The organism is Micromonospora palomenae (genome assembly GCF_007829925.1).
Classification (GTDB): domain Bacteria; phylum Actinomycetota; class Actinomycetes; order Mycobacteriales; family Micromonosporaceae; genus Micromonospora; species Micromonospora purpureochromogenes.
The window spans coordinates 493,427-507,355 of sequence record NZ_VIXA01000003.1 but is presented as its reverse complement, the minus strand read 5'-3'; the positions used below and the strand labels follow the sequence as shown (position 1 = coordinate 507,355).

Here is a 13,929-nt window from a genome sequence, read left to right as displayed (position 1 = left end):
TCTTCTCCTAGCCGGGGGTGACCGATCGTAGCCGGGGCCGGAGAACGCGACAGGGCCCCTCCCGCCGGCACTGTTGCCGGGGAAGGGGCCCCGCGAAACGTCGGGCTGGTCAGCCCGTCACGGGCGGGTCCGCCGACGGGGACCGCCGCGGCGGGACCGGCGCCGGCCGGTGCCGCCCTCGCCGCTCTCCTCCTCGGTCTCGCCCAGCGCGTCCGGGTCGTCCGCCCCGGCCAGCCGGGCCGACTCGCCCTCCAGGCTGTCGGCGACCGCCGGCGCGGCCGGCGTCTCCGCCTCGTACCGGGACAGGTCGTAGCCCATCGTGTCGTGGTACTCGGCCTCCGCCTCGGCCACCCGGTCCACGTCAGCGGCCTCGGTGGTCTCCACCACCGTGCGCTCCGGCGCGGCGGCGGCCTTGCGCGAGCGCCGCCGCGACGAAGCGCCGGCCTGCTCGGTCGCCGGGGCGGCGGCCACCGAGGAGGCGACCGCCTTGACCTTCTCCCCCGCGCCGGCGCCGGCGCGCGGCTTCTCCGGCACCGGCTCGGTGTGGATGATCAGGCCGCGGCCCTTGCAGCACTCGCAGGTCTCGCTGAACGCCTCCAGCAGGCCCGCGCCGATCCGCTTGCGGGTCATCTGGACCAGGCCGAGCGAGGTGATCTCGGTGACCTGGTGCTTGGTCCGGTCCCGGCCCAGGCACTCGGTCAGCCGGCGCAGCACCAGCTCGCGGTTCGACTCCAGCACCATGTCGATGAAGTCGATCACCACGATGCCGCCGAGGTCGCGCAGCCGGAGCTGGCGCACGATCTCCTCGGCCGCCTCCAGGTTGTTGCGGGTGACCGTCTCCTCCAGGTTGCCCCCGGAGCCGGTGTACTTGCCGGTGTTGACGTCGATGACGGTCATCGCCTCGGTGCGGTCGATCACCAGCGACCCGCCGGAGGGGAGGAAGACCTTCCGGTCCAGCCCCTTGATGATCTGCTCGTCGATCCGGTACTCGGCGAAGATGTCGGTGGTGCCGACGTGCCGGCGCAGCCGGGCGACCAGGTCGGGCGAGACGTGCGACAGGTACGACTCGACCATGTCGTACGACTGCTCGCCCTCGATGACCAGCTCGCGGAAGTCCTCGTTGAACAGGTCCCGGACGACCCGGATGACCAGGTCCGGCTCCTCGTAGAGCAGCACCGGGGCGCCACCCTCGGCGGCCTTGGCCTGGATGTCCTCCCACTGGGCCTGCAGCCGCTTGACGTCACGGGCCAGCTCGTCCTCGCTCGCCCCCTCGGCGGCGGTCCGGACGATCACGCCGGCGCCGTCCGGCACCAGCTTCTTGAGCACGTCCCGCAGCCGCTTGCGCTCGGTGTCCGGCAGCTTGCGGCTGATGCCGGAGGCGTTACCGTTCGGCACGTAGACCAGGTGCCGACCGGAGAGCGCGATGTGGCTGGTCAGCCGGGCGCCCTTGTGCCCGATCGGGTCCTTGGTCACCTGCACCAGCACCGAGTCGCCGGAGCGCAGCGCCTGCTCGATCGAGCGGGCCCGCCCCTCCAGTCCGCTCACGTCCCAGTTGACCTCACCGGCGTACAGCACGGCGTTGCGGCCGCGCCCGACGTCGACGAACGCCGCCTCCATGCTGGGCAGGACGTTCTGCACCTTGCCGAGGTAGACGTTGCCGGCCATGGTGCCGGAGGAGTTGCGGGTGACGTAGTGCTCGACCAGCACGCCGTCCTCCAGGACCGCGATCTGGGTGCGGTCGCCGCGCTGGCGTACCGCCATCACCCGGTCGACCGCCTCCCGGCGGGCCAGGAACTCCGACTCGCTGAGGATCGGCGGCCGGGTCCGGCGCTGCTCGCGGCCGTCCCGACGGCGCTGGCGCTTGGCCTCCAGCCGGGTCGAGCCGGAGACGCCCTGCACCTCGTCGACGGCCTTGCGGGGCTCGCGGATCTTGACCACGGTGGGCACGCCGTCCTCGGCGGCCCCCTCGACGTCCCCGGCGCCCCGGCGGCGACGACGGCGCCGGCGGCGGGTCAGCCCGTCGCCCTCGCCCTCCTCTTCCTCGGGCTCCTCGGCCTCGGCCTCGGCCTCGGCCTGGACGGCCTCCTCGGCCTCCTCCTCGTCGCTGTCCTCGGCGCCGCCCTTGCCGCGACCGCGGCCCCGGCGACCACGACGACGGCGACGGCGGGCCGCGGCGCTCTCGTCCTCGTCCTCTTCCTCGCCCTCGACGGCCTCCTCGGCCTCGCCGGTGGGCTCCTCCTCGACCTCGAGCACCTCGACCGGCTCGACCTCGCGGCGACCGCGGCGACGCCGGCGACCGGTCTCGGCCGGCTCCTCGACGGCCTCCTCGGCCGCCGCCGGGCCGGGCTCGACCACGCGGACGGCCGGCAGCTCCTCGGGCAGCGGGGCCATGAACAGCACGGTGGGCGCGGAGAGCGCGGCCCGCCGACGGCGGGTACGCGGCTCCGGCGCGACCTCCGCCGGCTCGGCGCCGGGCACCGCGACACCGGGCGGGACCTCGCCGGCCCGGCTCTCGGCGCCGGAGGTGGCGACGGCCGGCTCGGCGGCACCCGGCCGGGCCTCCTCGGTGGCGGCTTCGGCGGCCTCGGCCTCGTCGACCGCGGTGGGCTCGGTGGGCGCCGCCGCCTCGACGGCGGGCTCCTCCTCCTCGACCGGCTCGACCACCGGCGCGGCCGCCACGGCGGGCGCGGGGGCCTCGGCCGGGATCTCGGCGGCCGGCTCGGCGGCCGCCGGGGCGGCGGCCTTCTTGCGCCGGGTACGGGTGACCTTCACCGGCGGGACGACCTCCGCCGAGTGATCCTCGGCGCCGGTGGCCACCTCCGGCTCCTCGGCGGCCTTGGCGGGCGTCGCCTTGCGCCGGCGACGGGTGGTCTTGGGCGGGGTGTCCAGTTCACCGGCGACCGGGGCCAGTACCTCGCCCTGGTGCGCCTCGTCGGTGGCGGACGCGGCGGACGCCGACGCCTCGGCGGGCGCCTCGACCTGCTCCGGCTGGTTCAGCGGGGCCGCCTTGCGCCGGGTGGTGCGCCGGCGCTTCGGCGCGGCCTCGGCGGCGCTGTCAGTGGCGGCACCCTCGGCGCTGGTGCGGTCGGTGGCGTCGGCGGTCTGGCCGGCCGGCTGTGCGCCGGTCCGTTCGCCGCCCTCGGGCTCGTTCTCGAGCATGGACGTTCTCCAGTTCTGGCCGCCCCGGGCGCGGGTGAGCGCTGCCACGCAGGGTTGCCGCAAAAGTGTTTCCGCCGGGCGCGCGAGGTGCGCGACCGCCGAAGTCTGCCTGCCTAGAGCACCGACCGTCGGTCAGTGCTCACCGATGGTTGCCCCGTCGCGGTCCGCGTCCAACGGATCCACGATCGCACCCTGCGCGGTCAGCGTGCCCTGCGCCAGCCGGATCACCCTCGGCGAAACCGGCGGCACCAGGTCGGCCACCACGCGGAGGCCGGAAAGGACGTCATCGGGCCGTACGGACGGGGTGACCTGCCGCACGACCAGTTCGAGTATCGCACACGACACGCCCGGCACCCCGGAAGGCGTCTCCGCGGGCGGCACCACATCGATGCGCATGACGGCCGCCCGGGCGTCGAAGGTGCGCCGGCCCTGCTTGGTCATCCGCTCGACCTGGATCTCGTCGGCGGCGGTGAACGCGGCGACGGCCGCCTCCAGTACGGCCGGCTCGACCTCGGGCAGCTCGATGCGCCAGTGCGAGGCCTCGATCCGGTCGGCCAGGCTGCCGCTCCCGGCGACCACCGCGTCGAGCACGTCCAGCCCCGGCGAGAGCGCAGCGTCCAGCGCCGCGCGCAGCTGCTCCGGGTCGACCTGCTCGCGCAGGCCGATCTCCAGGTACTCCGCCTCGCTGGCGACGCCGGTCGGGGCGGCGCTGGCGTAGGAGATCTTGGGGTGGGGGGTGAAGCCCTGGGAGAAGGCGATCGGGACGCCGGCCCGGCGCAGTGCGCGCTCGAAGGCCCGGGCGAAGTCGCGGTGCGAGGTGAACCGGAGCGGGCCGCGCTTGGCGTACCGGATCCGGACGCGCTGGACGACCGGCGCCTGCCCGCCCTCCGGCTGTGGTTTCCTGCTGATCGTCGTGCTCCTCGGTGTCAGGACCGGTCGGTCATGAAGGTGCCACGGATGCCGGTGACAATAACTTCATGATCGCCGGGGCGGGGCGGGTGGCGCGCCCACGCGCGGCGCACCCGCCCCGGTACGGTCACTGCTGGGCGCCGGTGGGGATCTTCAGGCCGTTGACCGGGGTGAGCGGGAGCAACTTCCGGCCGGTGGGGCCGATCTGGATCTCGGTGTCCATCGACGGGCAGACGCCGCAGTCGAAGCACGGGGTCCAGCGGCAGTCGTCCTGCTCGTACTCGGAGAGCGAGTCCTGCCAGTCCTGCCAGAGCCAGTCCTTGTCCAGACCCGAGTCGAGGTGGTCCCAGGGCAGGACCTCCAGCTCGTCGCGCTCCCGGGTGGTGTACCAGTCGAGGTCCACGCCGAAGGTCGGCAGCGCCTCGGCGGCGGCGTCCACCCACCGCTGGTACGAGAAGTGCTCGCTCCAGCCGTCGAACCGGCCGCCGTTCTCCCAGACCTTGCGGATCACCGCGCCGACCCGGCGGTCGCCCCGGCTGAGCAGGCCCTCGATCAGCGACGGCTCGCCGTCGTGGTAGCGGTAGCCGATCGCCCGGCCCAGCGAGCGGTCCGAGTTGATCGCCTGCTTGAGCAGCTTGAGCCGGTGGTCGATCACCTCGGGACGCTCCATCGGCGCCCACTGGAACGGGGTGTGCGGCTTCGGCACGAAGCCGCCGATGGAGACGGTGCAGCGGATGTCCTTGGAACCGGTGGCGGCTCGGCCGGCCTTGATGACCTCGTGCGCCATGTCGGCGATCTCGAGGACGTCCTCGTCGGTCTCGGTGGGCAGGCCGCACATGAAGTACAGCTTCACCTGCCGCCAGCCGTTGGTGTACGCGGTGACGACGGTGCGGATCAGGTCTTCCTTCGACACCATCTTGTTGATGACCTTGCGGATCCGCTCCGACCCGCCCTCCGGGGCGAAGGTCAGGCCGGTACGCCGGCCGTTGCGGGACAGCTCCTGGGCCAGGTCGATGTTGAACGCGTCCACCCGGGTCGACGGCAGCGACAGGGACACGTTGGTGCCCTCGTACTGCTGGGCGAGGCCGGAGCACATGTCGCCGATCTCGGAGTGGTCGGCCGAGGAGAGCGACAGCAGGCCCACCTCGTGGAAGCCGGAGAACTCCAGCCCGTCGCGGACCATCTGGCCGACGGTGGTGATCGAGCGCTCCCGCACCGGGCGGGTGATCATGCCGGCCTGGCAGAACCGGCAGCCCCGGGTGCAGCCCCGGAAGATCTCCACCGCGTACCGCTCGTGCACGGTCTCGGCGAGCGGCACGAGGGGCTTCTTCGGGTACGGCCAGGCGTCCAGGTCCATCGTCGTGCGCTTGTGCACCCGGAACGGCACGTCCGCCCGGTTCGGCACGACCCGCTGGATCCGGCCGTCGGGCAGGTAGTCCACGTCGTAGAAGCGCGGCACGTAGACGCTCTCGGTGCGGGCCAGCCGCAGCAGCAGCTCGTCGCGCCCGCCCGGGGAGCCCTCGGCCTTCCACTGCCGGACGATCGTGGTGATCTCCAGGACCGCCTCCTCGCCGTCACCCAGCACGGCGGCGTCGACGAAGTCGGCGATCGGCTCCGGGTTGAACGCGGCGTGCCCGCCGGCCAGGATCACCGGGTCGGCGTCGGTGCGGTCGGCGGCGAGCAGCGGGATGCCGGCCAGGTCGATCGCGGTGAGCAGGTTGGTGTAGCCCAGCTCGGTGGAGAACGAGACGCCGAACACGTCGAAGTCGCGCACCGAGCGGTGCGCGTCGACGGTGAACTGCGGCACGCCGTGGGCGCGCATCAGCTTCTCCAGGTCCGGCCAGACCGCGTAGGTGCGCTCGGCGAGCACGTCGGGCAGCTCGTTGAGCACCTCGTAGAGGATCTGCACGCCCTGGTTGGGCAGGCCGACCTCGTACGCGTCGGGATACATCAGCGCCCAGCGCACGGTGGCCGCGTCCCAGTCCTTGACCACCGCGCCCAACTCGCCACCGACGTACTGGATGGGCTTGGTCACCTGGGGCAGCAGCGGCTCCAGCTGGGGCCAGACGGAATTGGCCGCGGCGGGGCGCGGCGTCGTGGACGGGGCACTCATGATGCCCAAGGGTACGCGCCCGCCAGCCACCCACCACGCCGCACCGCCCGCCACCCCCCGACGGACCCGACCGGACTGCACCCCCTGCCCCGCCCAGCTCAACACCCCCCGCGCAGGCCCCCCGCCGCCACCACCCCGATCCCCATGATCCAGTCGCATTCACCGAGACGACACGCCGTGCTCAGACTCGGAAAATGCGACCCGATCTTGAAGCCCCGCCGCTACCCCCGCCGGAGCGCCCGGTCTGACCCGTTACGGCACCCTCACCTGGCGTCGCCCGAGGGCGACCGACGGTGGACGGGTTCGTCGCTGGTGGCATGCCGGTACTAACCTCGCTAGCGGCGCGAGAGGAGATTGCCGCGATGCCGCAGCCGCAGCCGGGGGCGGACCGGCCGGCCGACGGGAGCCCCCCGGTCACCGACGTCGGCCGGGAGCCGGCCGTCGCCGAGGAGCCGCCCCCCTCGCCCGTACCCGCCGATGCCGGGCCCCGCACGGGCCCGGAGGGCACCCGTGAGCTGCCCGCCGACCGGGCCACCGCCCCGGGCGACCCGGAGCGGACGGCGGCCGAGCCGGCCACCGCGTCCCCGGACGAGCCCACCGCGCCGACCTCACCCGCCCCACCCGTCGAGGGCCGCACGCCCGACGACCCGGAGCCCGCCCCGGCCGACGCCGCCCCCACAGACGACGCACCTCCGCCCACCCGGATCGACACCGCACCGCCCGCCGGGCTCGACACCCGTGCGCCGGACGCACCCGAGCCCACCGGGGTCGACACCGGTGCGCCCGCCGCCCCGGAGCCCGCCCGGGCCGACACCCGCGCCCCCGCCACCCCGGACCCCACCCGAGTCGACACCGGTGTGCCCGCCGCTCCCGAGCCGACCCGGGTCGAGCCGGAGCCGCCCGCGCCGCGCTGGACCGGCTCGGCGGCGGTCCCGCCCCCGCCGCCGCGCCGCCGCGTCTGGGGCGAGTCGGCGGAGCCCACGCCCGTCCCGCCCACCCCGGTCGAGCTGCCCGAACACCGCACCCCGGTGGACCCGTGGGCCGGCGCGGACACCGGCTCCTGGGAGCTGGAGCACCACCACCTCCCCGCGCTCCCGCCGACCCTGCCCTACCCCGCGCCGCCGGTCACCCGGCCCTACGAGGCAACGCCCCCGGTCACCCGGCCCTACGAGGCCGCACCGCCGCCGTCCCGCCCGTACCCGCCGCACGCCGCGCACCCGGTGTCGCCGCCGCCGGTCGCCCCGCCCCGGCCGGCGCCGCCACCTCCCCCGCCGCCCGCGCCGGCCCCGCCGCCGAAGCAGCGCCGGGGCCGCCGGCCGAAGGCGGTCACCCCGCCACCCGGGTGGGAGGCGCCCCGCGGGTACGTCCCGGTGCCGGTCCGGCGTCGCCGGCGCTGGCCCTGGGTGCTGCTGCTGTCCCTGGTCTGCTGCTGCGGTTGCCCGGCCTGGTTCGGCAAGCCGATGTGGGAGCAGTACCCGGCCGACGCCGCGCTGCCCGGCCAGGTGGCCGACCTGACGCTGCGGCAGGACGCCGGCAGCCAGGCCACCGCCAAGCGGCTCAAGGCGGAGGTACGCGCGGCGAACCTGCTCTCGGAGGATGTCTTCGCCGGGGTCTACGGCACCGGCGACGGCAAGCGGGTGACCGTGTTCGGCGGCACCGGCTTCCGGTTCAACCCCGAGTCCGACGCCGACGACGAGATGACCCGGCTGACCGAGACCTACCGGCTCGACGCCCCTCAAACGGTCGAGACCGGTGTGCGCGGCCGGTACGAGCGGTGCGCCACCGGCCGGTCGGACGGCGCCGACGTGGTGGTCTGCACCTCGGTCGACTACGGCAGCATCACCACCGCCGTCTTCACCCGGCTCTCCGTCGACGACAGCGCCCGCCTGCTGGACACCCTGCGGGAACAGATCGTCACGCCGGCGCCGGCGCAGCCCTGAGGTCCGCCGGGGAGCTGTCGCCCCCCGAGCAGCGCCTCGGCGAGCACCCGCGCGGGCGCCTCGGCGTCAGACGGCGCCGGGCTCCCCGGCCAGCGGCGGGTGGGCGCGCGGCGGGGCGTAGCGCGGCACGTACTCCTGGCCGGTGAGCTTCTGGATCTCGGCCATCAGCTCGTCGGTCATCGCCCGCAGCGAGGTCCGGTCGTCGGACCGGCCGGTGAAGTCCAGCGGCTTGCCGAACCGTACGGTGATCTTCGCACGGCCGGGCCGGGGCACCCGGGCGCCGATCGGCTGGGCCTTGTCCGTGCCGATCATGCCGACCGGGATGATCGGCACGCCGGCCGCCACCGCCAGCCGGACCGTGCCGGTACGCCCCCGGTAGAGCCGCCCGTCGGGCGAGCGGGTCCCCTCCGGATAGACCGCGACCAGGTCGCCACCCTGCAACGCGGGGATGGCGGCGTCGAACGCGGACAGCGCCGCCCGGCCGCCGGCCCGCTCGACCGGGATGGCACCCAGGCCGGTGAGCACGAACTTGGAGAAGGCGCCCTTGGGCCCGGTGCCCTTGAAGTACTCCGACTTGGCCCAGAAGGCCAGGTGCCGCGGGACCACGGTGCCGAGGAAGAGCTCGTCGGCGACCGAGAGGTGGTTGCCCGCGAAGATCGCACCACCGGTTTCCGGGATGTGCTCCAACCCCTCCACGGTCGGACGGAAGGCCAACCGGAGCGCGGGCGCCACGGTGAGCTTGCCGATGGTGTAGAGCAGGGGCACTGGTCCTCCGGCGGTCGTACGTGAACAGGCGGTGTCACGGTAGCGGACGGGTACACGGAGCCCCGCGCGGGTGGCGGGCCGGCCGGCTGGTGAGCGGGCCTGTCGGGGCGCGGGCGGAGCCGGTGGCGGCGGCCCGGCGGAACACCACCGGACCACCACCGCCGCACTACCTCATACCCGGCGGACGGCCACCGTCACGCGCTCGCCCTCGCCGACCTCGCCGGCGAAGCCGTCGACGCCCTCGGCGAAGTCGACCGTGTCGGCCAGCACCTCGCGGGCCACGAAGTCGGTGTACGCCGACACCGCCGCGCGCACCTCGTCGGAGGCCGACACCGACACCACGATCCGGTCCGAGACGTCCAGGTCGGCGTCCCGGCGGGCCTGCTGCACCACCCGGACCACGTCCCGGGCCAGCCCCTCGGCGGCCAGCTCCGGGGTGACCTCGGTGTCCAGCACGACCACGCCCTCGCCGCCGGGCAGCGGCGCGGAGTGCTCGGCGTCGGCGGCGACCAGCCGCAGCTCGTACTCGCCCTCGGCCAGGGTGACGCCGGCGGCGACCGGGGCGCCGTCGACCAGCTCCCACTCCCCCGCCTTGACCGCCTTGATCACCTGCTGCACCGCCTTGCCGACCCGGGGGCCGAGCGCGCGCGGCACCACGGTCAGCACCTGCTGGCAGTACGCGGACACCTCGTCGGAGAAGACGACCTCCTTCACGTTGACCTCGTCGGCGACCAGGTCGGCGAAGGGCCGCAGCTTCTCCGCGACCGGGGAGGCCACGGTCAGCTTCGCCAGCGGCAGCCGCACCCGCAGGCCCTTGGCCTTGCGCAGCGACAGCGCCGCCGAGGCGACCGCGCGCACGTTGTCCATCGCGGACACCAGCTCGTGGTCGGTCGGGAAATCCTGCGCCGACGGCCAGTCGGTCAGGTGCACCGACCGCTCGCCGGTGAGGCCGCGCCAGATCTCCTCGGCGGTCAGCGGCGCCAGCGGCGCCACCACCCGGCAGAGCGTCTCCAGCACCGTCCACAGGGTGTCGAACGCCTCGGCGTCACCCGACCAGAACCGGTCCCGGGAGCGACGCACGTACCAGTTGGTCAGCGCGTCCAGGTAGGACCGGACGGTGGCGCAGGCGCCGGAGATGTCGTACGCCTCCATCTGCCCCTGGACCGTCTCGACCAGCTCGTTCGTCTTCGCCAGCACGTACCGGTCGAGCAGGTGCGTCGAGTCGGTACGGCGCCGGGCGGTGTAGCCGTCGGCGTTGGCGTAGAGCGAGAAGAAGTACCAGACGTTCCACAGCGGCAGCAGCACCTGCCGGACAGCGTCCCGGATGCCCGCCTCGGTGACCGGCATGTCACCGCCGCGCAGCACCGGCGAGGACATCAGCATCCAGCGCATCGCGTCCGAGCCGTACGCGTCGAAGACGTGGTAGACGTCCGGGTAGTTGCGCAGGCTCTTGGACATCTTGCGCCCGTCCGAGCCGAGCAGGATGCCGTGGCTGAGGCAGTTGCGGAACGCCGGCCGGTCGAACAGCGCGGTGGCCAGCACGTGCATGGTGTAGAACCAGCCGCGGGTCTGCCCGATGTACTCGACGATGAAGTCACCCGGGTAGTGGTGCTCGAACCAGTCCGCGTTCTCGAACGGATAGTGCACCTGGGCGAACGGCATCGAGCCGGACTCGAACCAGCAGTCCAGCACCTCCGGCACCCGGCGCATCATGGACTTCCCGGTCGGGTCGTCCGGGTTCGGGCGGACCAGCTCGTCCACCGCCGGCCGGTGCAGGTCGGTCAGGCGTACGCCGAAGTCCCGCTCGATGTCGGCCAGCGAGCCGTACACGTCCAGCCGCGGGTAGTTCGGGTCGTCGGACTTCCACACCGGGATCGGCGAGCCCCAGAACCGGTTCCGGCTGATCGACCAGTCGCGGGCGTTGGCCAGCCACTTGCCGAACGAGCCGTCCTTGATGTGCCCCGGCGTCCAGTTGATCTGCTGGTTGAGCTCGACCATCCGGTCCTTGAACGTGGTCACCGCGACGAACCACGACGACACCGCCTTGTAGACCAGCGGGGTGTCGCAGCGCCAGCAGTGCGGGTACGAGTGGGTGTAGGTGTCCTGCTTGAGCACCACCCCCCGCTCCTTGAGTTCGCGGATCACCGGCTTGTTGACGTCGAAGACCTGCTCGCCCTGGTACGGCGGCACCAGCGCGGTGAACCGGGTGTGGTCGTCCACGGTGACGACGGTCGGGATGCCGGCGGCGTTGCAGACGTTCTGGTCGTCCTCGCCGAAGGCCGGGGCCAGGTGGACGATCCCGGTGCCGTCCTCGGTGGTGACGAAGTCCGCGCCGAGCACCTGGTACGCGTTCTCCCCGGCCTGCTCGACCAGGAAGTCGTAGAGCGGGACGTACCGGCGCCCGACCAGGTCCCGGCCGTACACCGTGCCAACCTGCTCGTATCCCTCCAGCTCCTTGGCGTACGCGGCCAGCCGCGCGGCGCCCACGACGTAGCGGTCCCCGTCGCGCTCCAGCACCGCGTACTCGATGTCCGGGCCGACGGCGAGCGCCAGGTTGGACGGCAGGGTCCACGGCGTGGTGGTCCAGACGCCGAGCCGGACCGGCCCACGCACCAGCTCGGGAGCGGACTCGTCGGGGGTCAGCCCGAACCAGACCGAGAGGGTCGGGTCGTGCCGGTCCCGGTAGACGTCGTCCATCCGGGTCTCGGTGTTCGACAGCGGCGTCTCGCAGCGCCAGCAGTACGCCAGCACCCGGAAACCCTCGTAGACCAGACCCTTGTCGTGCAGGGTCTTGAAGGCCCACATGACGCTTTCCATGTAGTCCAGGTCGAGGGTCTTGTAGTCGTTGGCGAAGTCGACCCAGCGGGCCTGCCGGGTGACGTACCGCTCCCAGTCCTGGGTGAACTCCAGCACGGAGGTGCGGCAGGCCTCGTTGAACCGGGCCACGCCGAGGTCGATGATCTCCGCCTTGCTGGTGATGCCGAGCTGCTTCTCGGCCACCACCTCGGCGGGCAGGCCGTGGCAGTCCCAGCCGAAGCGCCGCTCGACGTGCCGGCCGCGCATGGTCTGGTAGCGCGGCACCACGTCCTTGACGTACCCGGTGAACAGGTGGCCGTAGTGCGGCAGGCCGTTGGCGAACGGCGGGCCGTCGTAGAAGACGTACTCGTTCTTACCGTCGGTGCCGGCCGGGCGGGCCTCGACGGACGCCTCGAAGGTCTTGTCGGCCGTCCAGTGCTCCAGGACCCGGCGCTCGACCGCGGGCAGGTCCGGGCTCGCCGGGACACCGGCGGCGGTCGGGTCGTGCATCGGATAGGCCATCGGGGGTCGCTCTCCTCGCGCAGCTCACTCATCTGTGGTCTGCGAGGACGAGCCTTCCGGGTACGCCTCGACGGCGTGCCCGAGCGGCCCGCGGTACCACCCCGCTTGGCGGTCGAGGTGCGACCGCCCGCTCGTTGCCGGCTGTGACGGGCCGGACCCGTCCGGTTCTACTGGGCCGGTCACCCGGCTGTTCTTCCGGAGGCTCGCCGGTGATGGCCGGGTCATCGCCTTACGGTCGCAAGGATACTCGACCGGCGGGGGAGATCGCCGCCGAGTAATCCCACCGTCCCGGCCCGCCGCGACATGACCACCGTCACAGGGCAGGCCGTCACATCGCCGCCGCCGGGTTCCGTCGTACGGGTGAATTCGTACCTGCTGAGGGAGGCCGAGATGAGTCGGATCGACATGGCAAAGGTGGCGCCGGAGGCGTACCGGGCGGTGTTCGCGATGGAGAAGTACGCCCAGGCGAACGTCGACCACACCGTACTGGAGCTGGTGAAGCTGCGGGCGTCGATGCTCAACGGCTGCTCGTTCTGCGTGGACATGCACAGCCGGGACGCGCTCGCCGCGGGCGAGGACAGCCGCCGGCTCTTCGCCGTCGCCGCCTGGCGGGAGGCGCCGTTCTTCGACGAGCGGGAGCGGACCGCGCTGGCGCTGACCGACGCGGTCACCCAGCTCGGCCAGCACGGCGTGCCGGACGAGGTGTGGGACGCCGCCGCCAAGGTGTGGTCGGAGAAGGAGCTGGCCGACCTGATCATCGCGATTGCGACAATCAACGTGTGGAACCGGATCAGCGTGACCAGCCAGACGCAGCCGCCGCTCGAGGTGTGACCACCAGCGGAGCGGCGCAGGCGGCCGGTGCGCTCACCGCGCACCGGCCGATGCTGCTCGGGCTGGCGTACCGGCTGCTGGGCAGCCTGCACGACGCGGAGGACGTGCTCCAGGAGGCGTACCTGCGCTGGCTCGACGTGGACCGGGAGTCGGTGGCCGCGCCGCGCCGGTACCTGTCCCGGGTGGTGACCCGGCTGGCCGTGGACCGGCTGCGCGCCCGCCAGGCCGCCCGGGAGACGTACGTGGGGCCGTGGCTGCCCGAGCCGGTGCCGACCGAGCCGTCCCCGTTCGGCCCACTGGACAGCGCCGAGCTGCGGGACTCGGTGTCGATGGCGCTGCTGCACCTGCTGGAACGGCTCACCCCGCCGGAGCGCGCGGTCTACGTGCTGCACACCGCGTTCGCCCTGCCGTACGCCGAGATCGGCGACATCCTGGACCGGTCGGCGGCCGACTGCCGGCAGTTGCACCATCGGGCGGTCGCCCGGCTGGCCGAGGGCCGTCGGCGGTTCAACGCCGACCGGGCCGAGCAGCGGCGGCTGCTGGAGGCGTTCCTGGCCGCCGCCCGCGACGGCGACCTGCCCCGGCTCACCGAGCTGGTGGCTACCGACGCGGTCGCCTGGACCGACGGCGGCGGCGCGGCGCGGGCGGCGCGCAACCCGGTGTACGGCGCGGACCGCATCGCCCGGTTCTTCGCCGGCATCTACGCCCGGCCGCGCGCCGTGACGGCGACGCCCGCCGAGCTGAACGGCCAGCCGGCACTGCTGATCCGCTGGTCCGACGGGGCCCGCTACACGCTGACCGTGGCCACGGCCGACGGGCGGATCACCGGGTTCTACCTGGTCGGCAACCCGACGAAGCTGTCCCGGATCCCCGCCTGAGACAGCAAACGGCCCC

8 protein-coding genes are annotated in these 13,929 nt (G+C 73.5%); 3 read left to right on the top strand and 5 right to left on the bottom strand.

What is annotated here, in order from left to right; translation table 11 throughout:
* Positions 1–117 precede the first annotated feature (117 nt).
* The 3 genes from FHX75_RS23275 to FHX75_RS23265 all read right to left on the bottom strand — a co-directional run bounded on the left by FHX75_RS23275 (position 118) and on the right by FHX75_RS23265 (position 6,181).
* The gene (locus FHX75_RS23275) at positions 118–3,159 is read right to left on the bottom strand and encodes an Rne/Rng family ribonuclease (protein WP_154942449.1); all 3,042 of its coding nucleotides are present in this window, start codon (positions 3,157–3,159) and stop codon (positions 118–120) included.
* 132 nt (positions 3,160–3,291) lie between these two features.
* Complete coding sequence (locus FHX75_RS23270; protein WP_154942448.1) at positions 3,292–4,011, bottom strand: TIGR03936 family radical SAM-associated protein; 720 nt, start codon at positions 4,009–4,011, stop codon at positions 3,292–3,294.
* Between the two features lie 184 nt (positions 4,012–4,195).
* A complete protein-coding gene (locus FHX75_RS23265; RefSeq protein WP_154942447.1) occupies positions 4,196–6,181 on the bottom strand; it encodes a TIGR03960 family B12-binding radical SAM protein in 1,986 nt (661 codons plus the stop codon).
* Between the two features lie 362 nt (positions 6,182–6,543).
* Between FHX75_RS23265 and FHX75_RS31765 the strand changes: the two genes are divergently transcribed.
* Complete coding sequence (locus tag FHX75_RS31765; protein WP_154942446.1) at positions 6,544–8,121, top strand: hypothetical protein; 1,578 nt, start codon at positions 6,544–6,546, stop codon at positions 8,119–8,121.
* A gap of 66 nt (positions 8,122–8,187) precedes the next feature.
* Here FHX75_RS31765 and FHX75_RS23255 read toward each other — a convergent pair whose 3' ends face one another.
* The gene (locus tag FHX75_RS23255) at positions 8,188–8,886 is read right to left on the bottom strand and encodes a lysophospholipid acyltransferase family protein (RefSeq protein ID WP_154942445.1); all 699 of its coding nucleotides are present in this window, start codon (positions 8,884–8,886) and stop codon (positions 8,188–8,190) included.
* 171 nt (positions 8,887–9,057) lie between these two features.
* Positions 9,058–12,204, bottom strand: a complete 3,147-nt coding sequence (ileS, locus tag FHX75_RS23250) for an isoleucine--tRNA ligase (RefSeq protein ID WP_154942444.1) — start codon at positions 12,202–12,204, stop codon at positions 9,058–9,060.
* 390 nt (positions 12,205–12,594) lie between these two features.
* On the opposite strand from ileS, the gene FHX75_RS23240 reads away from it, so the two are divergent.
* Positions 12,595–13,035, top strand: a complete 441-nt coding sequence (locus tag FHX75_RS23240; RefSeq protein ID WP_154942443.1) for a carboxymuconolactone decarboxylase family protein — start codon at positions 12,595–12,597, stop codon at positions 13,033–13,035.
* Positions 13,032–13,913, top strand: coding sequence for an RNA polymerase sigma-70 factor (locus FHX75_RS23235; protein ID WP_246158482.1), 882 nt, complete (start codon positions 13,032–13,034; stop codon positions 13,911–13,913). Before FHX75_RS23240 ends, FHX75_RS23235 begins: the two co-directional genes overlap by 4 nt.
* Positions 13,914–13,929: the final 16 nt, after the last annotated feature.